Origin of the sequence: Mycobacterium sp. 1465703.0, from assembly GCF_001672975.1 — a bacterium.
GTDB lineage: Bacteria > Actinomycetota > Actinomycetes > Mycobacteriales > Mycobacteriaceae > Mycobacterium.
Genome location: NZ_LZKU01000168.1, coordinates 46981 through 68466, shown reverse-complemented (window position 1 = coordinate 68466; position 21486 = coordinate 46981). Strand labels below are relative to the sequence as shown.

The window sequence follows — 21486 nt, the reverse complement described above, 5'->3', positions numbered from 1 at the left end:
CGGTGCGTTGATCATGCGCGCTCTCACCGGTCACGAGGTCGAGCCGACATTGATCATGCGTGAGGCGCGCGCCGGCGACCGCTATCTGCTGTGTTCGGACGGGTTGTCGGATCCGGTGAGCGACGAAACAATCCTCGAGGCCTTACAGATTCCCGACGTCGCCGAGGCCGCATACCGGCTCATCGAATTGGCGCTGCGCGGCGGCGGCCCCGACAATGTGACCGTCGTGGTGGCCGATGTGGTCGACTACGACTACGGGCAGACCCAGCCGATTCTTGCCGGCGCGGTGTCGGGCGACGAGGATCAAATGACCCTGCCCAACACCTCCGCCGGCGCGCGCCTCACGCATGATCAATGTCGGCTCGACCTCGTGACCGGTGAGAGCGCGCATGATCAACGAACGCTGCGGGTGGCTGTGAGCTTCTTCCCGGGTGATCCGGCCTTCGTCGACCAAAGTCTGAACGAACGTGTCGTCCTTGGTGATTTGGCTCAGCTCACCGTCGCGCAGCAGATATCCACGCGAGTCACCGATGTGCACCAACCCGATGCGGTCGCCCGCGAACAGGATCGCGGTAAGAGTGGTGCCCATCCCCTCCAGCTCGGGTTCGGCTTCGACCTGTGCGGCGATGGCCGCGTTGCCCGAACGGACGGCGTTGTCCAGCTTGGCCAGCAGATCGCCGCCCGGTTCGTCGTCATCGAGATGGGCCAGGGCGGCGATTACCAACTGGGATGCCACCTCGCCGGCGGCGTGACCGCCCATGCCATCTGCCAGCGCGAGCAGCCGTGCGCCGGCGTAGACGGAATCTTCGTTGTTGGCGCGTACCAGGCCGCGATCACTCCGCGCGGCATATCGCAGGACCAGCGTCACGGGCGCAGCTCGATCGCCGTTTTGCCGATTCGAATCGGCGTTCCGATTGGAACTCGTACCGCAGTCGTCACCTTCGCCCTGTCGAGGTAAGTACCGTTGGTCGATCCTAGATCCTCGACGTACCACTCCGAGCCGCGCTGAGACAGCCGGGCGTGCCGCGTCGAGGCGTAATCGTCGGTGAGGACCAAGGTGGAGTCGTCAGCTCGTCCGATCAACACCGGCTGTCCGCTGAGCGTGATGCGTCCGCCCGCCAGCGCGCCTTCGGTGACCACCAGGTAGCGCGCCGCGTGGCGGCGCTGACGCGAAGACAACAGCGTGCTGCGCAGCGCCAAGCCGCGTCGGACCATGACAGCACCGGTGGGCGCATAGATGTCGGTCCGAAGGATTCGCAGCACGGACCAGATGAATACCCACAGCAACATTAAGAATCCGGCGCGCGTCAGCTGCAGTACCAGTCCCTGCATCTGGCGTCCTTTCCGTCCTAGCGTCGTATGCCTGGCGCCCGTGACTCCGAGCACATCGGCTACGTCACGATACTTGGACGGTGGTCGACACGGGGCGAAGCACGGCAGCGTTGAGGCCAGTGGCTTAGTGGATCCGGACGATGATCTCCGAGTGGCCCAAGCGGATCACGTCGCCGTCGGCCAGCTGCCACTCCTGGATCGGTGCGTTGTTCACCGTGGTGCCGTTGGTGGAGTTCAGATCCGAGAGCAGCGCGACCTGTCCGTCCCAGCGGATTTCCAGGTGACGTCGTGACACGCCCGTGTCGGGCAACCGGAACTGGGCATCTTGTCCGCGGCCCACGATGTTGGAGCCTTCGCGCAGTTGGTAGGTGCGGCCGCTGCCGTCGTCGAGTTGAAGGGTGATCGTGGTGCCGCCGGCGCCGTAGCCGCCTTGCCCGTAGCCGCCGTAGCCAGCCGCCTGTTGGCCGTAGTCGGCGGGCTGGCCGTAGTCGGCCGGTTGCCCGTAATCGGGCTGGCCATAGTCCGCCTGCTGGCCGTAGTCGTATTCCGGGCTCGCCGCCTCGGGGTAGCCACCGCCTTGACCGGCGTACGTTCCGCCCTGCACATGCTCGGCGTACTGGGTGTACTCGGAAGAGCCGTAGTCCTGGCGGCCGTATCCGCCGCCCTGCTGGTAGCCCTGGTCGTACCCACCACCCTGGTCGGGATACGCGGGCCGGTGTTCCGGCGGGGCGTAGCCGCCCTCGTCCGGACGGGCAGGGCCGCGACCGTAGTCGCCGTATCCGCCGTAGCCCGGTTGACCGCCGCCCTGCTGACCGCCGGGAGGCCCGTAGCCGCCGCCCTGGCGATACCCCTGGTCGTAGCCCTGACCTCCGTAGCCCGAAGGTCCCGGCGGCCGCTGCTCATACGACTGCGGGTAGCCGCCTTGTCCCTGGTCGGGATAGCCGCGCTGGTCTTGGTAGCCCTGCTGGGGCGGGTAGCCGCCCTGACCCTGCTGGTCGGGGTAGCCGCGCTGGTCTTGGTAGCCCTGCTGGGGCGGGTAGCCGCCCTGACCCTGTTCGGGGTAGCCGCCTTGCTCCGGGTAGCCACCCTCGGGGTGTCGCGGCGGCGGGTAGCCCTGCTGGGGTGGGTAGCCACCCTGTTCGGGCGGATATCCACCCCGCTGCTCGTGTGCCCCCTGCGCCTCCGGGCCGCGCGCGTCGTCCTGCGGACGTCCATAGCGGTCGTCGTAGTACTCGTCGCCGGGGCGCCCCGGCCCTTGTGCACCGCGGTAGCTCGAATTGTCAGTCATGGGTGCTACTCCTCGTTCTTCGCCGAACGCATTATTTGATTGTGGCCGGACGGGGTCGTCGACCGTCGGGCGGGGCTGTAGATCTGGGTTGACAGCACCACGGGCGCGGTACTGGCCGGTGCGCAGGTTCGATGCCTGCTCGAACCGAACGACCACCTCACCATACGTTTGCCACCCCTGTTCGTGGATGTAGTCAGCCAAGTACCTCGCGAAAGCACTCGACGTGAGATCCGGATCGGCGCGCACCTTCTCGAAGTCGTGCATACCGAGGGTAATGATGTATTCGTTGGGGGCCAAAAGGCGATTTCCGTGAAGTTTCTGGACTCCGTCGCGCGCTTCGCGGCACAACAGGCCCTCGACCTCTTCCGGAACGATCGAACCACCAAACATTCGGGCGAAGGCATTGTCCACCGTCGCCTCGAGTTTGCGCTCGATCCGCGCGGCCAGCCCCCGTTGGCTACTCATGTCCTACCGTTCGCGTGCACTTGTCATCAGGTATTGCCAGTGCGCGGCAAACGAATCACCCCGGTGCCAAATCACTCCCGCATGGTATCGGGACATAGCGGCGCTGTAGCACTTTCAAAATCGTGAGAACTACATCAGGCCAGCTCAGGGCGGTGCAGGCGGACGGGTGTGGGTGGAGGACGGCTTACCGGCCCGCTGCGGCGGTTCGGGAATCGGGCCATTACAGTGGTATGGTCCATCGGTTGTTTTTCCGGGCGAGTGGCGGAATGGCAGACGCGCTGGCTTCAGGTGCCAGTGTCCTTCGGGACGTGGGGGTTCAAGTCCCCCTTCGCCCACAGTGAGCGGTTGTGCGCAAGGTCGCGGCCTCGAAAGAGGTCGCGACTTTCGTGTTTATAGGGAGAGGATGCGGCGGCGCAGTCTTCCGCGGACCACGCCTGCGTTTCCGGAAGGGGCTCGGCGCAATCGGCGACGTGAAGACCCCATCATGAAAGTCGGCTTCGACACCGGACGGCGACCCAGCGCGGCGATCGTGACAGTCGTCGGCGGACGGCCGCGCCAGCACATCGCTGAATAGCTTCGCGGCGTCGGCGAGTTGACGAGTGACGTCGGTGGGGGTAACCGCCGCGCTCGGCGCGCTCGTCGCGACCCATGGGTGCGCAACTCGCAGCGCGGTCATCAGACGAGTTATCTCCGTGTGCGGGGTGACGCCGGCCGATGTCGTGTTGATGCCGCCGGATTCGCTCCCCCGTACGTAGTCGGGCAAACTCAGACGACTCGAGCTCCGCCAGCAGGCTGATGTTCCGACTGGAACACCATGAGGTATCGAGCATTGCTCACGGATATCTCCGACGCGTGCGCAGGGTTTCCCCACTGCCGATGCCGGAAGTGTTGTCACCGAGCGGGATTCGCGTGGTCACACGCCAAAACGTAATGCTGTCGCTGCTCTCGGTGCGGCTCAGTGCCTGTCTGGCGTGCCGTGACTTGGGCTTCGTGGTGAATTGACCGGTGTGTGCGCGTCACTACCCTTATGTGCGACTCAGGAGGGGTTGGAAATGCGCATCGAGGTGGGCCGCCTATCCGGCGCGAATGCACGCCGGACTGTGCGCGGTGAGATGCGCATTGTTCGCTAGACATCGACGGTGTCATGGGACTTCCGTATATAGATGAGCAGGCGTTGGTCGCCGAAGCTGGCGGCGACCCTTGGGCGATAAATGCAAGCCTGCAGGCTGGCAGCCCGTTGCAGATCTCCAATTTAGCCGGTGCCTTTCATCGGGCGGGTCGATGTACCGCGGAGGCCGACAACGCTTTCCAGCAAGCCCGCACTCGCTTCGAAGCAGCCTGGAATCACCAGGATGGCGGTCATCCGATCAACGACTCCGCAGAAGTGCAGCGGGTCGTGAAAGCCCTGGGAGCGCAGTCCTTGCAACTGCCCAAGATCGGTGCGGACCTGGAAAACATCGCTGCGGCATTGGCCGACGCGCAAAAAGCGGGAGCCGCGCGGATCGCCACGTTGGATGCGCAGTTGAAAAGCATCTCGGATTTGGTCGTCCAGGCTGTCGACCTGTTGAACAACGACAAGAGTCTCACTGCGGCGGACAAGGACGCCGTGCATGCGCTCATCAACACATGTGAAGATGACGCTCTCCGCGATACCAAGGCGGCACTCGTTGCGCTGCAAGCGATTCGCGACGGCTATTCGGATGGCCTTCAGATATCGCTGAATAACCTTCATGCCGAGGGGTATGACGGCACTCCTCTTCACGACATCGACAGCGACGGTGTGTCTGCGGCTCAGCAGACGGCACTGGCGGACATCCGCCGAGTCACCAATCAGGCCGTGGTCGACCAAATGGCCAAGGTGCGGGCCGCGCAGGAAGCTGTCAGCAAGGCCGCGAAGGACCTCTACGTGTATGGCCCGGGCTCGCCACAAGGCGAGGCCGCCAGTGCCAGACTGCCCAAGCTCAGAGACGATCTCGCGCGCGCCCTCGACGACCTGGGCAAGATTCCCGATTACAACAACATTGACCCCAGGTCGGTAAGCATCGCACCCGACGGGCATTTCATGTTCACCTACAACGTCAACGGGCAGCCCGTACAGGTCACCGGCCAACTCAAAAACGGCACGGGCGAATTCTTCGACCAGGCCACCGGTACCTACTACACCTTCAACGGCGGCAAGTTGACCGGCATGCGCACACCGGATCCCGGGCAGGTGCAAGCGACCCCCGAACCGCTGTTCACCGCCATCACCCTGGCGGTCGGAGGACCAGAGCTCAAGGCGGGCGGCGAGGCGCTATGGCTAGGTGTGAAAACGCTCTTCACCCGTGAAACGCTCGAAGGCCTCACCGCCGACAATGTGTTTGCCCGTGCGCTCGCCGGCGCCGACGAACACTTCCAAGTTGCCGAGCGGAACCTCACCACGCATGTCCCGGTGTCCGGAGGGCCGGTCCCAGGGACCCATCCTCTTGAGCCGCCAGTGGTCGAACACACGCCGACGGCCCCGGGTGATGTGCCCGTCGAGCACGGGCCGGTCGGATCTCATGTGGCGGTTCCCGATAGCCCGGCACCCGTCGTGATCGATCCTGCCCATCCGGAATTCAATTTGGATAACCCGCTCAACTACATGCCACCAGAGCTGAGAGCGCTGTCCGAACAACACCTGACCGGCAGCGGCGAAACCGTCCTGGGACCGTTCAAACCGGCGAGCGGAAGCCCCTCATATATCGACGTCGCGCGCGACCACGGAGCCAGCTATTTCGATCTTGGAGATGCATGGAACTCATTGACTCCTACTGAGCGGCTAGCCGCCAATCAGCATGTACTGGACGTCGCTATCGCAAACCGTGACACGATTAGACTGTCGGTGCCGTTTGACGAGATCAAGCCCTCTAGCTTTACTGCCGCAGAGATTCGATATCTCGAATCCCATGGCTATCAACAAGTCAGTGACTCGATTTTTATTCCGCCAAGAACGGGAGGCGAGCGATGAAAACCCTCTTAGAGTTCTACCTAAAGAACTTTGCGTTTCTGTACCTCGATCCTCGCTACCGAATCACGGATTCGAAAACAGAAAGCGACGCGATAAACGCTTCATTGACCGTGAGCGGACCGATCCTTACGTGGCTGCTAGCCAACGACAGAGGCCAAATGCAGATCTCGATCGCACCCACACGTCTTGCGACGGCGCGAAACTGGTTCTGGGTTTCACTCATTAAGCAATACATAGACAAGGAACCCGCAATTAGCTATCTGTCGGCTCTCGATGAGATCGACTGGATCCGTCAGAACGCGCCGCGCGTAGAGCAACTGTTCTCGGATCCGTCTGCGCTGGAAACCGTATGTGATGAACTAAAGACGTTACGACGGGCTAACGCCGATAAATATTGGTCTCAGTGGCGGAAAGAGCAGGGGCTCAGCTAGCCCCTTCAGGGCCGGACGCCACATGAAAGGTGGGCCACGATGAAAACATTATTGGAATTTTTCATCAAACACTTCGGTTTTCTGTATCTGGACGCCCGCTACCGCATTACCGATTCAACGACTTCGGGAGTGGCAATAATCGACGCTGGCCTGACGCTCACCGGTCCAACCATGACTTGGCGAACAACAGGGGTTGCCTTGAGTTCGGGGTCGCGCCAACGCAGTTTTCAACTCACCCGGGCGGTGGCTCCGAGTGACCCTCATTCGTCAGTACCTCGATAACTATGAAGAGACAAACTATGCATCGCCGGATGCGACCGCAGCTTGGATTAGCGACAACCTGGAGCGCATCGAGGAACTGCTGACCGGTCCAGGAGCGGACTGCTCGCGAGAAGAACTCGAAGCGCTTGCGAAAGAACTTGCGAACAAATATTCGGTCCGCTGAAATTCTGGGATACAGATCGTTGATTCGGGGCCAAGTCCGCGGGGCTTCGCGCTACGAGCGCACCCACTGCAAAATCTCCGGAGTAACGCGGTCGGTGATGTCGTCGAACTCGGGATGCTTCTTGAGCACCGTGCCGATCATCGAGCACACCGGAACGATGCGCTTGCCCTCATCCCGCGCCTCGTTCAGCGCTTGCTCGACAAGGATGCTGGCCAGCCCGCGTCCGCCAAACGCCGGATCGATTTCGGTGTGGTAGAACACGCGCTGATCGCCGCGGTCGGCGAAATCGGCCAGTCCGACAGTCTTACCCTCGACGGCGATCGTGTACTTGCCGTCCTGAAGGCTAACCGTCGTTTCCGCGCCGGTCTTATCGGTTGTCATCTGTGCTTCCCTTCTTTTGCGGTGTAGGTCGAGGCCGCAGCCGAGTGGTCGGCAGCGGTGGGGCGGGCAGCCGGCTGAGCACTCCCCGGTATCCCCGGACGGCGCCGAATCGGTCGTCGGCGTCTTCCCACAATCGGCGGTAGTTGACGATGTCTTCGTGGCTTCGCCCGACGAAGTTCCACCACATCACCAACTCTTCGGAGAACGGCGTGCCGCCGAGCAACAGCACCCGCGCGGGTCTCTCCCCCACATTGCGCAGCCGCAGCTTGGTCGAGCCGGCACTTCGATAGGCCAATTCGGCGGGCGCCAGAGCTGTTCCGTCGACCTGGACGGCACCTGAATCACAGAACACCCCGTGTTCGAAACCCTGGTCCATATCGATGTCCAGTGTGGCATTCGCGTCGAGGTCGATCTGGGCGCCGAGTAATGGTGTGAACGTCGGCACCGGCGACCGGGTCCCGGCCAGCTCACCGAGAAAGACGCGGGCCTCGGCCCCGGGTAGGGAAAGGGGTGCCGGTGTGTGATGGGCGAAGCCGCGCGCGGTATTGCGGTCGGAGGCGGGTAGCGCGACCCACAGCTGTACACCGTGCAATACGGTTCCCGAATCAACCGAGACCTCGGAGTGGCAGATTCCAGCTCCGGCGGTCATCAGATTCAGCTCGCCGGGCCGAATGGCCGCGTATACCCCGGCGCTGTCGCGGTGTTCCACTTCTCCGCTGAACAACCAGCTGACGGTTTGTAGTCCCGTGTGGGGATGCGGCGGGACATCCATCCTGGCCACGACCGGGCCGTAGTGATCGATGAAACACCACGCACCCACGAGGGAGCGCTGTCCTTGCGGAAGTACGCGTTGCACCCGGATACCCCTAGGGCCGCCCAAGGGAACTTCTCGCGGCCGCAGCACTTCTACCCCCGGCGAGGCAACCAGTTCTTGTGAAGCAGCGCAGGCGACTTCGGCCGGCGCCGCTTCCAGGTTGCTCATCGTTCACCTCCGTCGCGGGCCCGGCTACAGCGCCGTCATCCGCGACCGTACCCCCGGCCGTGTTTACTTGCGCGGCGGCTGCAGCACCTTCATGGCCAGCCGCATGACAGGCTCGGGCACGCGATCCTTCAGCGACATGGCGCTGTCGGCGGCACGGGACCGCAGCGGAGTGCCCCGACCGAAAACTCGATTCAGCGGGCCCCCCGACGGCTCGAGCACCACATGCAGCGGCGGAGTATCGACGGCAGCACCGAGCGCGTTGGAGATGACCATCCGCTGGATCTCGCTGGTTCCTTCAAAGATGGTGTACAGCTTGGCATCCCGATACCACTTCTCCACTGGATGATCGGTGATGTAGCCCCAGCCGCCCATGGTCTGGATAGCGCGCTCGGTGGCCTTGACCGCGACCTCGCTGGCGGCCATCTTCGACATCGAACCCTCGCCCCGTTCGAAGGGAACGTTGTTGGCCGCCATCCACGACGCACGCCAGGTGAGCAGCCGAGCGGCGTCGATCTGGGTGGCCAGTTCGGCCAGGGGGAACGCGATGCCCTGGTTGTCGATGATGGGCCCGCCGAAGGCTTCGCGCTCGGTGGCGTAGGCGGTGGCGTACTCCAGCGCCGCCCGCGCGATACCGATAGCCTGGGCGGCGACCATAGGACGGGTCTGCTCGAAGGTGCCCAATGTCGCTGAGCCGGAGCGTTTTCCGCCAGCCACCACCTCCCTGGCCTTGGCCAGTTTGTGGTCGAGCTTTTCTTGCCCGCCAAGCAGATTGGCTCCCGGTACGCGTACACCTTCGAAGAGGAGCTCGGCGGTATGAGAGGCTCGGCAGCCGAGCTTGTCGAGTTTGCGCAGCATCTTGAGCCCGGGTGTTCCGCCCGGCACTACGAACAGTGCTTGGCCACGGTGGCCGAGTTCCTCGTCGACCACCGCGTTGACCACGTGCACATTGGCGATGCCGCCGTTGCCGATCCACATCTTGTGGCCGTCGATGATCCAGTCATCACCGTCGCGTCGCGCATGCGTGCGCAGGTTCCGTACGTCGCTGCCACCCTCGGGCTCTGAGATGGCCAGCGCAGCTAACTTGAGATCTCCTGGCGTGCCGAAACATTCGGGCGCCCACTCCAGCATTTGCTCCGGCGAAGCCGCCTGGCCGATTGCCGACAGTGCCAGCGCCGGCATGACGATGGCCAAGCCGATCCCGGCGCAGCCCCAGAACAGCTCCTCCATGAACATCGGTAGCGAGATGCCGGTCGGATCACCGATCAGGTCGCGATAGAACAAAGGGCTGTAGAAGCCGCGCTGGGCCGCTTCCTCGAGCACCGGCCAGGGAAACTCTTGTCGCTGGTCATACTCGAGCGCGACTGGGCGGATGCATTGTTCGGCGAACTCGTGCGTGCGCCGGGCAAGGTCGTGTTGTGCTGCCGTCGGGGTCAGGTCGAACGTCATGGTTGCGCCTCTGGGTCGACAGACTGGTCTTGCCGACCCGGACTACCCCGTTGACTGCCTCAGCAAACTGCCAACCAGCAATTGAACGAAATGTCAGGCAGCCGAACGGGGTTTGACTTGCGCCAGCGGCATGTGCAGCACGACTGCGGCCACCGCGACGGTCTCGTGTTCGTGGCGTGCCAGCAAAGCCGCATTCTCGGGCAGTTGCCGGGCATTGATCTCACCGGAGGCGATACGTCGCAGAACGTCGTGGGCATGCGCGAGCTGGTCACGCTTACGGTACTGACCGCCGGGCAGCTTCACGCCGGCCCACACGCCGTATTCCTCGCGGTGCGCAATGGCATGCGCGGCGCAACGGCGCTGTTGCGCCAGCGGGCAGCGGCGCAGGCACTGGATCCGCGCCTCGGTGGCCGACCGCTCGTATGCGCGGGCCTTGGCGGCGCCGTCACCGCCGTCGTCATCGGGGTAGCCGAACCATAGTTCCGGGTTGGCTGCGCAGGGGTGTCCCATGTCGGTCTCCTTGTCGAGCGTGAAACGTAGGCAGAAGCGTATACATAGACGTCCGGCGGACGCAAGAGAAACGACGATAAAAACGTATATTCCCGTAACTGGACCAGTGGCTGTGTAATATCCGGCCTATGGCCGGAGCGTGCGGTGAGCCGTGAGTCGGCGGGCGCAGCCATCCGCGCGTTGCGCGAATCGCGCGATTGGTCACTAGCCGACCTCGCCGCCGCGACCGGCGTCAGCATCATGGGACTGAGCTTTCTCGAACGCGGTGCGCGCAAACCGCACAAAAGCACAGTTCAGAAGATCGAAAACGGCCTCGGCTTGCCGCCCGGCACCTACTCGCGGCTACTGGTGGCGGCCGATCCGGACGCCGAACTGGCCCGTCTGATGGCCGCGCAACCGCCGGCACCGATGCCTGCAAGGCGCAGCGGACCGGTGGTGGTCGACCGCCACAGCGACACCGACGTGCTGGAAGGCTATGCCGAAGCACAGCTCGACGCCCTCAAATCTGTCATCGATCGACTGCCGCCGACGACATCAAACGAATATGAGACGTATATTCTGTCTGTGATCGCGCAATGCGTGAAGGCCGAGATGCTTGCCGCCAGCTCGTGGCGGGTGGCCGTGAACGCCGGCGGCGACTCCACCGGTCGCCTGATGGAACATCTGCAGGCGCTGGAGGCGACGCGCATGGAGTTGTTGAAGCGCATGCCCAGCAGCCTGGGCGCCCGCTTCGACCGGGCGTGCGCGCAGTCGTCGTTACCGGAGACGATCATCGCCGCGCTGATCGGCGTCGACGTCGACGAGATGTGGGACATCCGCAACCGGGGAGTGATCGCACCGGGCGCGCTCCCCCGCGTGCGCGCCTTCACCGAGGACGTCGAATCGGGCCAACACGATGCACACCTCGACGACGAGGGGGCATCGTGAGCCAAACCGAAGTCGAGGCGTTGAGCCGCGCCCATCAACTTTTCGCCGGCAGTACGCAGGCGCCGGCCCTCGACGCGGGCACCGGTCACTATCGCGACATGCTGCAGCGGGCAGGGCGGCTGAACAGCGGAATGGCGCACCGCGGTTATCAACTGGCGGTCAATCACAGCCGGCAACGCCTCACGGCGGCGGCGGGTACCGACGCCGCGGCCACCGACATCATCGCCGGCGCCCATCGCGATCGAGCACAGGCTCACGACCTGACCCGAAGCGTCCTGGATGCGGCCCACGCCGATGCCGCCCATGTCCCGACGACGCCGATGGCCCAGCGAGAGGCGATGCGGCGCCGCGCGGTGCGTCTGCGGACGCAACGTACCCATGTGTTATCAGCCCGTTTACGGGCGCGACGGCGGCACGCGGAACTGCTGGCCTTGGGATATCGGCTCCGGCGCAGCGGTCGGCTCGGGGCATTCCCGAACGAGCGTGCCGCGCTGGCGGTGCGCGCCGCATTGTCCCGGCTGGGCCGGCCTTACGTCTGGGGCGCGACCGGCCCCGACCAGTTCGACTGCTCTGGGCTGGTTCAGTGGAGCTATGCGCAGGCCGGTATTCACTTGGCGCGCACCACCTATCAGCAGATCAACGACGGCATCCCGGTGCCCCGTGCCCAGGTCCGGCCCGGCGATCTGGTCTTTCCACACGCCGGCCATGTCCAGCTCGCCATCGGGAACAATCTGGTTGTGGAAGCGCCCTATTCGGGTGCCTCTGTACGAATAAGCCGACTGGGCAACAACGTTGCGATACGCCGACCGATATGACAAGCCAACTTCGCCCGCCGGCGCGGGCACGACGAATAGGGTGAGCCGATGCCGGAACAACCCGGACCCTCGTTAGAAGCCGTCGAGGCGCGGCGGTCCGCGCTGGCGAGTCAGCACGGTGCCGCGTCCGAAGCCGACCGCGTGCTGACCGAAGTGCTGACCAGCGCTCACGAGGCAGCGCGCGAAGGCGTCAGACGACTCGATGCCATCGCCGAGCAGATCGATCGCGCCACCCTGAATCAGGCGGACCTCGCGCTGGATACGCCGATGGGCGCGCGCGAGTTTCAGAAGTTTCTGGTGGCCAAGCAACGTGAGATCACGACGGTCGTGGCCGACGCCCGTGAATTCGGTCATGCGAAAAGGGTTGTGTTGGAGAACCTTCGGGCCCAGTACGCCGCCGACAGCGGCTAGCCAGAACTAGTCCACATGGTGTAACGCAGTGAATTGTCGCCAGCTATGCGCCTGAGTACTGTCGCCGAACATGAAGAGGTCGCGTCACTTCCCGCAGCCGGGTCCGCTCGGGCAGCGGCGCAGGCCACGCGGCTGATGTCGGTTTATGACGACGTGCTAGCCGCGGTCAAATACGTCCGAGAGCGCACCGGTGACCCGAACGCATGGCAGACGGGATTGGCGCCGAGCGAAGTGAACGCCGTCATCACCCCCACCGCCCCACGCGAACAGCTCGAGGTAATCCTGCGCAAGATCCGCCAGCAGCACGCCGACGTCTTCGGTGCCGGAAACCCAGCAGGCCCATCCCCGAGCCAGCCGGGCACAGAGACCACGCCACCGCCGGATGGTGAAACGGGTGCTGCGGCAGATGCCATCGCGAACGCTGAAGCCGCTCTGGCGCAACAGAACTCGGCGAGCTCGCAACTGGACATGCAGGTCGTCTCGGCCATCCTGAACGCGCACTTGCGGGCGGTTGACGGCAGAGAAGCCCTCACCAAGTTGCAGCACGAAACCGAGGCCGCGGTCCGGGCCAGGTCAGACCTGGACACCCCGGCGGGAGCGCGTGACTTCCAGCGGTTTCTCATCGGCAAGCTCCGAGACATTCGCGAGGTTGTCCTGAACGCCAGCTTGGATGACACGTCGAAGTCAGCGCTGATGGCCGCTTGGACGTCGCTCTATGACGCCTCCAAAGGCGAACCGAAGGCGCCAGGCGAACAGGCGCGAGCCGCGGTACCCGTAGGTGATACACCCGGGGCCGACCAGCCGATCGACGATCTTGACCCCGGATGGGATCCGCTGCTGGATTCTTTGCTGGGCGACGACGATGGACTGCTGCCCGCGGATGCCTCGGGGCCGGCCGCGGGCGGCGCGATGCCGCTGACGCCGCAACCGATGGCGCCCACGATGCCCACCTTCGGTGGGGGGTCGCTCCCGGGGCTGGGCTCGCTGCCTGCGTCCACCACCGGTTGGGAAGGTCTGCCGCTTTCTGGGCGACAAAATGACGACCGGGCAGATCCGGGCTCAGGTGATCTGGTCGACGAGGAGCTGCCGGACGACCAAGACCCGAGCGCACAAGACGCTTCCAACGAGCCGGGTGACAAGGACAACGACCCACAGGGCGTGCCGTCCGAAGAGCCGGCGGGCGGTCCGACACCGGTGACGCTGCCCGACGGGGAAACGGTGACTGCGGCCAGTCCACAGTTGGCGGCGGCGATCACCGCCGCCGTCGGCGGCACCCCGATAGCGGAGGCCTTCCAGCAGCAGGGAATGACCATTCCCCCACCGGGAACGGCGGTCCCAAACCCCATCGACTCGCCGCAGGTGTCCCCCGGCGATATCGGTATGTTCACCGATCGGCACGCGCTCGCCCTCAGCCCGGGCAAGGCGCTTCTGGATGGCCAAATTCAACACATCGCCACCGTGAGCGGGCCGAGCTTCCTAGGCTGGGAGCATCCGCCGGCGCCGACCGCGTCAGCTACGACGCCGGCTAAGCCCGACCCACCGACACCCACCCGGCCGGCGAGCTCGTCGACCACCTGACAAAAATGAATCCGCCGGCGGAACCGGCGGTCGCACACAGGAGACAGCGGATGGCAGATTCGATTCATGTAGTGCCCGCGCACCTACGTCAGGCTGCCGCGCACCACCAGGACACCTCGGAGTATCTGCGTACCGTCCCGTCGTCGCACGCCGCGATCCAAGAGAGCCTGGATTCGCTCGGGCCGATCTTCAGTGAACTTCGCGACGCGGGCCGCGAACTGCTGGAACTGCGGCGTCAGTGTTATGAGCAGCAAGCCGCTGACCACGCCGATTTGGCCGACAAACTGACCGTTTCGGCGACGATGTGGGAACAGCACGAGCAGGAGGCGGCCGGTAAGTTCGGCGACATCGTCGACCGCGGTCGATGACCGACGCGAATCCGGCTTTCGACACCGTTCACCCGAGTGGGCACATCCTCGTCCGCTCTTGCCGCGGCGGATATATGCACAGCGTCGCGTTGAGCGAACAGGCGATGGAAACCGACGCTGAGACCCTGGCACAGGGAATCCTGCTGACCGCCGACGTGTCCTGCCTCAAGGCGTTGCTGGAAATTCGCGACGAGATCGTCGCCGCCGGGCATACCCCTTCCGCGGAGGTTCCGACCCCCCGAGATCTTGATGCGGCCATCGAGAAGTTGCTGGCGCACAAGCTGCGCCGCCGTAATGGAGTGATCTAGAGGGCTATCAGCTGGGGCGGGCCTAGCGTAGCCACGGCTTGGCGGCGTTGGGATCCGGTGCGATACCGGTCGGCGGCTCTATCGGGTTGGGGCCGAACAACTCTCGCGCCCGGGCGAGCAAGGTGCGCACCTCGTCGAGTTGCCTCTGCAGTGCAGAATCAGCCATGTCCTTACGCTACCGAGGGCCGTGCGACCGCACAATTCACTGACCGCACAAGCCGCCCGCAGGTGCCGGTACGCTTAGCCGGTGGCGGTCTTCGGTCGGATGTCGGCGCGCCAGCGCCTCCGGAGAGCTACCCGGGAATCGCTGGCGATTCCGGCTTTCAGCTCTCCTATCGACTGCACCCCGTGGGTGACAGGTGGACTGTGGCCTGCCGAGTTATCGACGGAAACCGCCGAAACGGCCACTCTCGCAGAGCATCTCAAGGCCGACCTGCAGCGAATTGCCGACGCCGCCAACCACGAATTGAAACTGCTCAAGCGATCGGGAATGAGCGACCCCTCGCGGCAGGCGGCAGAAGCACGGGTCATCGATGAGGCCCGCGGCCGTGCGGTGCGCCGGGTCGAGTCGACGATTCGTTACTTGCGTGGGGTGCAGAGCGGCGCCCGGGCCCAGGCCCCCGCTCCTCCCCCACCCAGAGTTCAGCCGCGCACCGCCGACCCGGAAACGACGCAGGTGCTGCCGGTAATCCGCGAGGTCGATGCTGTCGCCGAGGCGCCCGCGCAGAGTCCGCCCGAGCCGCCCCAGCGACCGCGGGGCGGACGGCGTCGTCGCCGTGCGGCCGCGGCGGAGCCGGTCATCGACACCCAACCACCGGTTGCCGACCAGGCTGACTCCGGTCGCCACCACGCGATCGCCGACGAGCCGGTCACCGGCATCCCCGAACCGGAGGCGGCCAGCGAACCTGCCACCGAGGACGAGCGCGCCGGAGCCGCGGCTGCCTCGCGTCTCGAAGAGACGCAGGTCATCCCGGTGGTGGCGCAGGCGCCGGCGCAGCGTGCGCCCGAGCCGGCGCCAAACGAGGCGGACTCCGGTCGTCACCACGCGATCGGCGACGAGCCGGCCGCGCCCGACACCGCCTCCGCGCCGCCAACCGAAAAACGCACTGAAAAACCTTTGACACCAACAGGATTCGACGACAAACGACTGAACCGGCTGCTCGAGTTCGTGGTCCGACAGGAGCCACGCTTGCATTGGGCGATCGGAGATCGCGCCGACGGGACCACGGTGCTGGTCACCGACCTCGCTCACGGATGGATACCGTCAGGCATCACCCTCCCGGCGGGCGTGCGGCTGTTGGAACCAGAGCGTCGCAGCGGCAAGGTCGGCGCACTGATAGGCGAAACCGCGCGGGTCGTCACTTACGCTCCCGGTGATTCGTTGCACCGCTCGGTCGACTTCGCCGCGACCAGGTCGTCGGTGGAGCCGCGCGCGCTGCCTGCCATCGATGATCTGGCGAACGTGCTGAGAGCAACGACACGTGGGCGCGGCGATCTGCCCAAAATCGTGCCGAGGCTGGCCGAAGCCGCCGCCGCGGGAACGGTCGTCGTCGACCAGGAGGTCGACGTGTTGCGGGTTCACCTTGATACCGCCCGCTACCAGCTCCTGGTTCAGTATCCGAACGTCAATCCCGCGCTCCTGCTCAAGTGCCTGCTGATGGCCGCCACCGCGGGCATCGCCAGCGGAGACGCGGTGTCCGCGAACTATCACCTGGCCTGGTATCAAAAGCTCGGCGAGTGAGCACCCGCCTGGTTGGTCGCACACCCTGCTCGCATATGAATTGACGCTGGTCGGAGGCCTCGACGATACTGTCATGGTGTCGGATTCGGGCAGTCGCGCGAATCTCAGCGAGAAGGATCTCGTCGAATCGGTTCTTCGCGAACTGAGCGAGGCGGCCGACAAGTGGGAAGCCCTTGTGGCGCAGGCCGAGACCGTCACGTACAGCGTCGACCTGGGCGACGTCTACGCCGTCGCGAATTCTGACGGCCGGTTGCTCGCACTGACTTTGCATCCCGGTGTGATGACCGGGTACGGCCACGGCGAGCTGGCCGAAAGATTGAACCTCGCGATTACCGCCCTGCGCGAAGAAGCCGAGGCCGAGAACCGGGCCAGTTACGGCGGTCCCCTGCGCTGACGGGCTCGTTTCAGGCAGTCATCGACCGGGGCCGGGAGGCCCCGCGAAAGCCTGGGCGATCTGCAACCAGCGCTGCGCGTCGGCGCCCTCGGCGGTGACGTCCAGGGCGCTCAGCGGACGCCGTTGGGTGACCAAAAAGCAGAAATCCTCGGCGGACCCACTGACTCTTTGCTCGGCCTCCGCCGGCCCCCAAGACCAGGTGTCGCCGCCGGGTCCGCGCAGCTCGACCAGAAACGGACCGGCCGGCGGCGTCAGGTTGTTGACGGCGAAGGCGAAGTCCCGGGTCCGGACGCCCAGATGAGCGATCGACCGCAGGCGCTCGGTCGCGGGCCGCGTGACGCCCAGGGCGTCGGCAACGTCGAGGCCGTGCGCCCACGTCTCCATCAGGCGCGCGGTTGCCATCGAGGCCGCGCTCATCGGTGGGCCGAACCACGGGAGTTTGCGCCCGGCGGGCACCGTGAGCAGCGCGTCGTGCAGCCGTCCCCGGGTGACCCGCCAGTCGGCGAGTAACTCGGCCGGCGTCAGGGCCGCCAACGCTTCGGCGCCTTTGTCGACGAAGCCGGACGGATCGGCGGCTGCGCCGGCCAACACCTCGGCGAATCCGGGCTCGTCGGTGACCGCGATGAGAGCGACCCGGTCGGTCCACAGCAGGTGCCCGATCTGGTGTGCGATGGTCCAGCCGGGCGCCGGCGTCGGGTCGGCCCAGCGTACGGGCGGCAGCGGCGCAACCAGGTCGTCGAGCGCGTCGCTTTCGGCACGCAGGTCCTCGACCATGGGCGCGGGCCCGGTCACCGGTGTCCGCTGTCGGCTGAGGCCGTCGGATGAATCACGTCTGTACCTTAGCGATCGTTCGCGTTGTCGCCGCGCCGCCCGACGATGCTGTGCACGGCCAGGCCGACCAGGTAGAGCACCGCGCCGAACAGCACGAACGCGGGTGCGTGCCCGTCGTCGGGAACCAAGATGCCCGCTACCGTGATCGAGACGATGAACGCGACCCAGAACAGCGCGTCCTGCACGGCGAAGACGTGCCCGCGCAGAGCGTCGTCGACGTCCATCTGGATCGCGGTGTCGGCGCAGAGTTTGACCATCTGCCCGGTGACGCCGAGCAGAAAACCGCAGGCCACCATGACCGGGAGCAGCAACTGGGCGCCGGCGACCTCGATGATCGCCGATACCGCCAACGCGCCGGTCGCCGTCGCATAACGGCCCCATCGGCGGATCACCGGCGGTGTCAGCAGATTGGCGGAAAAGGCGCCCAGGCCCGCGGCGCCGAAGAACAGCAAGGCGGTGCCGAATCCCCCGCCCTCGAGGCCGGGCATGTGATGGACGAGCAACAGGACGAGCAGGGAATTGATGCCGACGACCATCCGGTGCGCGGCCAAGCCGGACAGGGTGGCGGCGACCGTCGGGCGCTGCGCCACCGTGCGCGCCCCGTGCAGCCAGCCGGTGATCACCGCGTAGATGACCGGGCCATGGATCGCTCGCCGGGTGTCGTCCGGGCCCAGCACCCGGGCGCCGAACCGCCATGCCAACAGCAACGCGATCGCCACAGGAATCGCGGTGAGGAACACGATGGCCGAGGCGCCCTTGTCGCTGGCCCCCAAGATGAACCGGGGCACCAACATGAAGTTTGCGCCGAGGAACGCCGCGATGGCCCCGGACGCGGTGGCCACCGAGTTCATCGTCACCACCTGTTCGCGCGGCACCACATGCGGGAGCGACGCCGACAGCCCGGATCCGACGAACCGGGCCAAACCATTGGCGAACAGCGCACCGAGCAGCAGCGGCAGGTCACCGGCCCGGACCGCCAAAATCGTGCCGATTGCGGCGATGAGGATCAGCCGCCCCACGTTGGCGCCGACGAGCACCAGCCGCCGATCCCATCGGTCCATCAGCGCGCCAGCGAACGGCCCCAGTAGTGAGTAAGGCAAAAACAGCACCGTGAACGCTCGCGCAATGGACATGGGATCGGCAGCCCGGTCCGGGTTGAACAGCAGCGCCCCGGCCAGCGCCGCCTGAAACAAACCGTCACCGAACTGGCTTGCCATGCGCACCTGCAGCAGCCGCCAGAAATCTGGCAAACCGCGCACCGAACGCCAAATCTCGACGGGTGCGCTGGACTGCATCCGGGTTGGGATCACGAAACCGACTTCCACGATTGGGGTTGGCAAAGCTCGCGCGGTCAAAGCTGTCCCGACAACACTACAAATCTCCGTCGCCCGCACTCGCGATTGCCCTGGCCGAGCTTCCACCGGATGCGATGATGGTGGGGTGCCGCCGCCGGAGGATCCAGAGGACTACGTCGCACCCGCCGCGCAACGCGTGCGTGCGGGCACTTTGCTGCTCGCCAACACCGATCTTCTCGAACCGACTTTTCGGCGGAGCGTGATCTACATCGTTGAGCACAACGACGGCGGCACGCTGGGTGTCGTACTGAACCGCGCCAGCGAAACCGCGGTGTACAACGTGTTGCCGCAGTGGACCAAGCTGGCGGCCAAGCCGAAGACGATGTTCATCGGAGGACCGGTGAAGCGTGACGCCGCGCTGTGCCTGGCGACGCTGCGCATCGGCGCCGATCCGCAAGACGCGCCGGGTCTGCGACACGTCGACGGCCGGGTGGTCATGGTCGATCTGGACGCCGACCCCGAACTGATCGCACCGCTGGTCGAAGGCGTGCGGATCTTCGCCGGCTACTCCGGCTGGACCATCGGCCAGCTTGAAGGCGAAATCGAACGTGACGACTGGATTGTGTTGTCCGCCTTGCCCTCTGACGTCCTGATCGGACCGAGGTCCGATCTGTGGGGCCAAGTGCTGCGTCGTCAGCCGCTGCCGCTCTCGCTGCTAGCCACCCACCCCATCGACATCAGCCGGAACTAGGGGCTGACGTTCCGCTCCCCCGGCCTCTAGGTCAGTGGCACGACTGCGTGCAGCCGGCGCAACTGCCGACGCAGGCGGGCGCCGCGGCTTCTTGGCGCAGCGCAAAGCGCGCGCTCTGCCACGAGCCTGCCGCCAGCGTTCCCAGGGCGCCCACGACACAGACGATGAGCACCACCAGCGCGGTGTCTGGAACCGCGGCCATGGCCACCGCACCACCGGCAGCCAGCATCACCGCGGCCGCCAACTGGGTCGGCGCCATCGCGCGCAGCGCCACAGCAGTGGCTCCGAAGTCCCGGTTGTGCGCAAGTGACCAGGTGCCAAAGCCCGCCGAGGCCACCGCCGCACACATGCACAGCACGCCCGCAATCAGCATGGGCTCACAATACGAGCCGGGTTATCGGCCCGCGCAGCCGGCTCTGCGGCTGACCGCCGCCCGGTCAGTGCTGCAGGAACGAAAAGTTCGGTAGCGGTGGCAACCCCGGCACCATGGCCAGCAGGCTCGGCGTGCGCGGCTGGCTCGGCATGGGAGCCTGCGCGGGGAGCCCCACCGGGGCCGTAGGTGCTGTCTGGGCGAGGGGAACCAGCGGCGTCGCGGCGGGTGCCGGAGCGGCAGGTACGGCTGGGGCGACGGGAGCGGCGACCGGTGCCGGAGCCACAGGAGCCGCGACCGGTGCCGGGACGATAGGAGCCGCAGCCGGTGCCGGAGCCACAGGAGCCGCGACCGGTGCCGGAGCGACGGGAGCCGCAGCCGGTGTCGGGGCCACCGGAGCCTGAGCGGGCCGCCCAACCGGCGAGGCGGCGGGTGCTTGGGCCGGGGCCGGGGCGGCCGCGCCGGGGGCGGTCACCCGGAATCCGTTGACGATGGCGTCGGTGGCCGGCGCGTCGGCGACGCTCACCGCACGATCGGTGGTCACCGACAGCGACACCAGGTACTTGTCTTGTCCCGACGTGGCGATGACGTGGCGCCGTGACGTGTTGAGCGTCATGTCACCGTCCCGATAGGTGCCCTCGATGATGGACGACGGGAAGCCACCGAAATCGGTCATCGATGCATTGGTCGGCTGCCACGCCGGCAGTTTCTGGCTGTCGATGTAGCCGTGGGTGATCGCCTCACTCGGATCGAAGGTGCCGACCAGCTTGTACACCACGACCTGTGCGTTAGACGAATAAATGCTGCTGCCGTGCCGGTCGGCGATGACCGCGAACGCGTCGGGCACATTGGGATCGGGTACCTGCGTCCAGCGCGTGGGCACCGGCAAGGTGATGTCGAGTGCCTTGAAGCCCTCGGGCTTTTGCGCCTCGAACTTGACGCCCTTCGACTGCAGGAATTCGCGGATGGTCCCCGACGTCGCCGGGACGGGCGCCGGTGTGGCCGGTATGGCCGCGGCCGGTGCCGTCGTTCCCGGCGCAACGGCGGTAACCGGTGGGGCCAAGGTGTTGGCGGCCGGCGGGGCGGCCAGGTATCTGCTCGGCGGCACCAGCTCGGGTCCGAGGTTTTGCGGCGCCGGTGCGGGAACCGCGGGGACGGGTGCGGGCGCCGGGGGCAACGGGTCTGCCGATGCCGTGCCGCCCGCAACAACCGCCAAGCCCATCAGGCCAGCGACCACACCGCCGAGCAGTGCCCGGTGGACGGGGACGATGTCAATCATCTGCGTCGGTCCTTCCAATGGCTCAGTACCAGAAGCCGTCGATAGTGGCTGACTGTAACCAGAGGTCAAAGGGGGTGAACAGGCTCGAAATACACCTGGGATGAACCCCTGATCGGTGCGCAACGGAACCGAGACCAACCTGTGGCCGG

Annotated in this window: 23 protein-coding genes, 1 tRNA gene and 2 pseudogenes; 14 read left to right on the top strand and 12 right to left on the bottom strand. The window is 65.7% G+C overall.

Features of this window, described 5'->3' with window-relative positions; all coding sequences use genetic code 11:
- Positions 1–335 (top strand): annotated as a pseudogene (locus tag A5625_RS28425) (PP2C family serine/threonine-protein phosphatase); the annotation flags it as partial.
- Here A5625_RS28425 and A5625_RS15175 read toward each other — a convergent pair.
- The 3 genes and pseudogenes from A5625_RS15175 to A5625_RS15165 form a co-directional block, all read right to left on the bottom strand.
- Positions 329–868: pseudogene (locus tag A5625_RS15175) on the bottom strand (PP2C family serine/threonine-protein phosphatase); the annotation flags it as partial. The pseudogenes A5625_RS28425 and A5625_RS15175 overlap by 7 nt on opposite strands.
- A complete protein-coding gene (locus A5625_RS15170; RefSeq protein WP_066995129.1) occupies positions 865–1332 on the bottom strand; it encodes an FHA domain-containing protein in 468 nt (155 codons plus the stop codon). The pseudogene A5625_RS15175 and the gene A5625_RS15170, both read right to left, overlap by 4 nt.
- 124 nt (positions 1333–1456) lie before the next feature.
- Positions 1457–3085 carry a DUF3662 and FHA domain-containing protein gene (locus A5625_RS15165; protein WP_066995126.1) on the bottom strand — a complete coding sequence of 543 codons (1629 nt, stop codon included), beginning with the start codon at positions 3083–3085 and terminating at the stop codon, positions 1457–1459.
- Between the two features lie 252 nt (positions 3086–3337).
- On the opposite strand from A5625_RS15165, the gene A5625_RS15160 reads away from it, so the two are divergent.
- The 4 genes from A5625_RS15160 (at position 3338) to A5625_RS30180 (ending at position 6950) form a co-directional block, all read left to right on the top strand.
- Positions 3338–3420: transfer RNA gene (locus A5625_RS15160), tRNA-Leu, on the top strand.
- A gap of 809 nt (positions 3421–4229) precedes the next feature.
- Positions 4230–6074 (top strand): hypothetical protein, encoded by a 1845-nt coding sequence (locus A5625_RS15155; protein WP_066995123.1) that lies wholly within the window; start codon positions 4230–4232, stop codon positions 6072–6074.
- Positions 6071–6505 carry a hypothetical protein gene (locus tag A5625_RS15150; protein WP_066995120.1) on the top strand — a complete coding sequence of 145 codons (435 nt, stop codon included), beginning with the start codon at positions 6071–6073 and terminating at the stop codon, positions 6503–6505. Before A5625_RS15155 ends, A5625_RS15150 begins: the two co-directional genes overlap by 4 nt.
- A 253-nt stretch (positions 6506–6758) precedes the next feature.
- Complete coding sequence (locus A5625_RS30180) at positions 6759–6950, top strand: hypothetical protein (protein WP_232003701.1); 192 nt, start codon at positions 6759–6761, stop codon at positions 6948–6950.
- A gap of 51 nt (positions 6951–7001) precedes the next feature.
- Here the strand turns inward: A5625_RS30180 and A5625_RS15140 are convergent, their stop codons facing one another.
- The 4 genes from A5625_RS15140 to A5625_RS15125 form a co-directional block, all read right to left on the bottom strand.
- On the bottom strand, positions 7002–7331 hold the full coding sequence (locus tag A5625_RS15140; protein WP_066995118.1) for a GNAT family N-acetyltransferase: 330 nt from the start codon (positions 7329–7331) through the stop codon (positions 7002–7004).
- Positions 7318–8313: a pirin family protein gene (locus A5625_RS15135; protein WP_066995115.1), complete on the bottom strand. Its 996-nt coding sequence runs from the start codon at positions 8311–8313 to the stop codon at positions 7318–7320. The genes A5625_RS15140 and A5625_RS15135 overlap by 14 nt, the downstream gene beginning before the upstream one ends.
- 63 nt (positions 8314–8376) lie before the next feature.
- Positions 8377–9759 (bottom strand): acyl-CoA dehydrogenase family protein, encoded by a 1383-nt coding sequence (locus tag A5625_RS15130; RefSeq protein WP_066995114.1) that lies wholly within the window; start codon positions 9757–9759, stop codon positions 8377–8379.
- A gap of 93 nt (positions 9760–9852) precedes the next feature.
- A complete protein-coding gene (locus tag A5625_RS15125; protein ID WP_066995111.1) occupies positions 9853–10269 on the bottom strand; it encodes a WhiB family transcriptional regulator in 417 nt (138 codons plus the stop codon).
- A 144-nt stretch (positions 10270–10413) separates the two neighbouring features.
- Between A5625_RS15125 and A5625_RS15120 the strand changes: the two genes are divergently transcribed.
- The 6 genes from A5625_RS15120 to A5625_RS15095 all read left to right on the top strand — a co-directional run bounded on the left by A5625_RS15120 (position 10414) and on the right by A5625_RS15095 (position 14676).
- Complete coding sequence (locus A5625_RS15120; RefSeq protein ID WP_066995108.1) at positions 10414–11196, top strand: helix-turn-helix domain-containing protein; 783 nt, start codon at positions 10414–10416, stop codon at positions 11194–11196.
- Positions 11193–12011: a C40 family peptidase gene (locus A5625_RS15115; RefSeq protein WP_066995106.1), complete on the top strand. Its 819-nt coding sequence runs from the start codon at positions 11193–11195 to the stop codon at positions 12009–12011. Before A5625_RS15120 ends, A5625_RS15115 begins: the two co-directional genes overlap by 4 nt.
- Before the next feature lie 48 nt (positions 12012–12059).
- The gene (locus A5625_RS15110; protein ID WP_066995103.1) at positions 12060–12422 is read left to right on the top strand and encodes a DUF4226 domain-containing protein; all 363 of its coding nucleotides are present in this window, start codon (positions 12060–12062) and stop codon (positions 12420–12422) included.
- A 135-nt stretch (positions 12423–12557) separates the two neighbouring features.
- Complete coding sequence (locus A5625_RS15105; protein ID WP_066995163.1) at positions 12558–14000, top strand: DUF4226 domain-containing protein; 1443 nt, start codon at positions 12558–12560, stop codon at positions 13998–14000.
- A gap of 50 nt (positions 14001–14050) precedes the next feature.
- Positions 14051–14368 carry an ESX-1 secretion-associated protein gene (locus A5625_RS15100; RefSeq protein ID WP_007771671.1) on the top strand — a complete coding sequence of 106 codons (318 nt, stop codon included), beginning with the start codon at positions 14051–14053 and terminating at the stop codon, positions 14366–14368.
- The gene (locus tag A5625_RS15095) at positions 14365–14676 is read left to right on the top strand and encodes a DUF2694 family protein (protein WP_066995100.1); all 312 of its coding nucleotides are present in this window, start codon (positions 14365–14367) and stop codon (positions 14674–14676) included. Before A5625_RS15100 ends, A5625_RS15095 begins: the two co-directional genes overlap by 4 nt.
- A 22-nt stretch (positions 14677–14698) precedes the next feature.
- On the opposite strand, the gene A5625_RS29645 is transcribed toward A5625_RS15095, so the two are convergent.
- Entirely contained in the window at positions 14699–14842 is a 144-nt protein-coding gene (locus A5625_RS29645) for a hypothetical protein (RefSeq protein WP_197516114.1), read from the bottom strand.
- Positions 14843–14923: 81 nt separating this feature from the next.
- Here A5625_RS29645 and A5625_RS15090 point away from each other — a divergent pair, with 81 nt between their 5' ends.
- Positions 14924–16417, top strand: a complete 1494-nt coding sequence (locus A5625_RS15090) for a DUF5632 domain-containing protein (protein WP_066995097.1) — start codon at positions 14924–14926, stop codon at positions 16415–16417.
- 73 nt (positions 16418–16490) lie between these two features.
- Positions 16491–16811, top strand: coding sequence for a DUF2710 family protein (locus A5625_RS15085; RefSeq protein ID WP_066995094.1), 321 nt, complete (start codon positions 16491–16493; stop codon positions 16809–16811).
- 18 nt (positions 16812–16829) lie between these two features.
- Here the strand turns inward: A5625_RS15085 and A5625_RS15080 are convergent, their stop codons facing one another.
- Both A5625_RS15080 and A5625_RS15075 read right to left on the bottom strand, forming a co-directional pair.
- Positions 16830–17585 (bottom strand): TIGR03084 family metal-binding protein, encoded by a 756-nt coding sequence (locus A5625_RS15080; protein WP_369830012.1) that lies wholly within the window; start codon positions 17583–17585, stop codon positions 16830–16832.
- Positions 17586–17650: 65 nt separating this feature from the next.
- Positions 17651–18937, bottom strand: a complete 1287-nt coding sequence (locus A5625_RS15075) for an MFS transporter (protein WP_066995159.1) — start codon at positions 18935–18937, stop codon at positions 17651–17653.
- A gap of 145 nt (positions 18938–19082) precedes the next feature.
- On the opposite strand from A5625_RS15075, the gene A5625_RS15070 reads away from it, so the two are divergent.
- Complete coding sequence (locus A5625_RS15070) at positions 19083–19688, top strand: YqgE/AlgH family protein (protein ID WP_066995088.1); 606 nt, start codon at positions 19083–19085, stop codon at positions 19686–19688.
- 31 nt (positions 19689–19719) lie between these two features.
- Here A5625_RS15070 and A5625_RS15065 read toward each other — a convergent pair whose 3' ends face one another.
- Together A5625_RS15065 and A5625_RS15060 are read right to left on the bottom strand one after the other, a co-directional pair.
- Positions 19720–20061: a hypothetical protein gene (locus A5625_RS15065; protein ID WP_066995086.1), complete on the bottom strand. Its 342-nt coding sequence runs from the start codon at positions 20059–20061 to the stop codon at positions 19720–19722.
- 64 nt (positions 20062–20125) lie between these two features.
- On the bottom strand, positions 20126–21337 hold the full coding sequence (locus A5625_RS15060; protein WP_066995155.1) for an LpqN/LpqT family lipoprotein: 1212 nt from the start codon (positions 21335–21337) through the stop codon (positions 20126–20128).
- Between the last annotated feature and the right edge of the window lie 149 nt (positions 21338–21486).

What these genes read in the sequence shown, in the direction of transcription:
- A5625_RS15110 (WP_066995103.1), top strand. Translation starts at nt 12,060, where the DNA reads ATGCCGGAACAACCCGGACCCTCGTTAGAAGCCGTCGAGGCGCGGCGG.
- A5625_RS15140 (WP_066995118.1), bottom strand. Translation starts at nt 7,331, where the DNA reads ATGACAACCGATAAGACCGGCGCGGAAACGACGGTTAGCCTTCAGGAC.
- A5625_RS15100 (WP_007771671.1), top strand. Translation starts at nt 14,051, where the DNA reads ATGGCAGATTCGATTCATGTAGTGCCCGCGCACCTACGTCAGGCTGCC.
- A5625_RS15060 (WP_066995155.1), bottom strand. Translation starts at nt 21,337, where the DNA reads ATGATTGACATCGTCCCCGTCCACCGGGCACTGCTCGGCGGTGTGGTC.
- A5625_RS15130 (WP_066995114.1), bottom strand. Translation starts at nt 9,759, where the DNA reads ATGACGTTCGACCTGACCCCGACGGCAGCACAACACGACCTTGCCCGG.
- A5625_RS15165 (WP_066995126.1), bottom strand. Translation starts at nt 3,085, where the DNA reads ATGAGTAGCCAACGGGGGCTGGCCGCGCGGATCGAGCGCAAACTCGAG.
- A5625_RS15105 (WP_066995163.1), top strand. Translation starts at nt 12,558, where the DNA reads ATGTCGGTTTATGACGACGTGCTAGCCGCGGTCAAATACGTCCGAGAG.
- A5625_RS15065 (WP_066995086.1), bottom strand. Translation starts at nt 20,061, where the DNA reads ATGCTGATTGCGGGCGTGCTGTGCATGTGTGCGGCGGTGGCCTCGGCG.
- A5625_RS15080 (WP_369830012.1), bottom strand. Translation starts at nt 17,585, where the DNA reads ATGGTCGAGGACCTGCGTGCCGAAAGCGACGCGCTCGACGACCTGGTT.
- A5625_RS15155 (WP_066995123.1), top strand. Translation starts at nt 4,230, where the DNA reads ATGGGACTTCCGTATATAGATGAGCAGGCGTTGGTCGCCGAAGCTGGC.
- A5625_RS15075 (WP_066995159.1), bottom strand. Translation starts at nt 18,937, where the DNA reads ATGCAGTCCAGCGCACCCGTCGAGATTTGGCGTTCGGTGCGCGGTTTG.
- A5625_RS29645 (WP_197516114.1), bottom strand. Translation starts at nt 14,842, where the DNA reads ATGGCTGATTCTGCACTGCAGAGGCAACTCGACGAGGTGCGCACCTTG.
- A5625_RS15150 (WP_066995120.1), top strand. Translation starts at nt 6,071, where the DNA reads ATGAAAACCCTCTTAGAGTTCTACCTAAAGAACTTTGCGTTTCTGTAC.
- A5625_RS15095 (WP_066995100.1), top strand. Translation starts at nt 14,365, where the DNA reads ATGACCGACGCGAATCCGGCTTTCGACACCGTTCACCCGAGTGGGCAC.
- A5625_RS15170 (WP_066995129.1), bottom strand. Translation starts at nt 1,332, where the DNA reads ATGCAGGGACTGGTACTGCAGCTGACGCGCGCCGGATTCTTAATGTTG.
- A5625_RS15085 (WP_066995094.1), top strand. Translation starts at nt 16,491, where the DNA reads ATGGTGTCGGATTCGGGCAGTCGCGCGAATCTCAGCGAGAAGGATCTC.
- A5625_RS15125 (WP_066995111.1), bottom strand. Translation starts at nt 10,269, where the DNA reads ATGGGACACCCCTGCGCAGCCAACCCGGAACTATGGTTCGGCTACCCC.
- A5625_RS15135 (WP_066995115.1), bottom strand. Translation starts at nt 8,313, where the DNA reads ATGAGCAACCTGGAAGCGGCGCCGGCCGAAGTCGCCTGCGCTGCTTCA.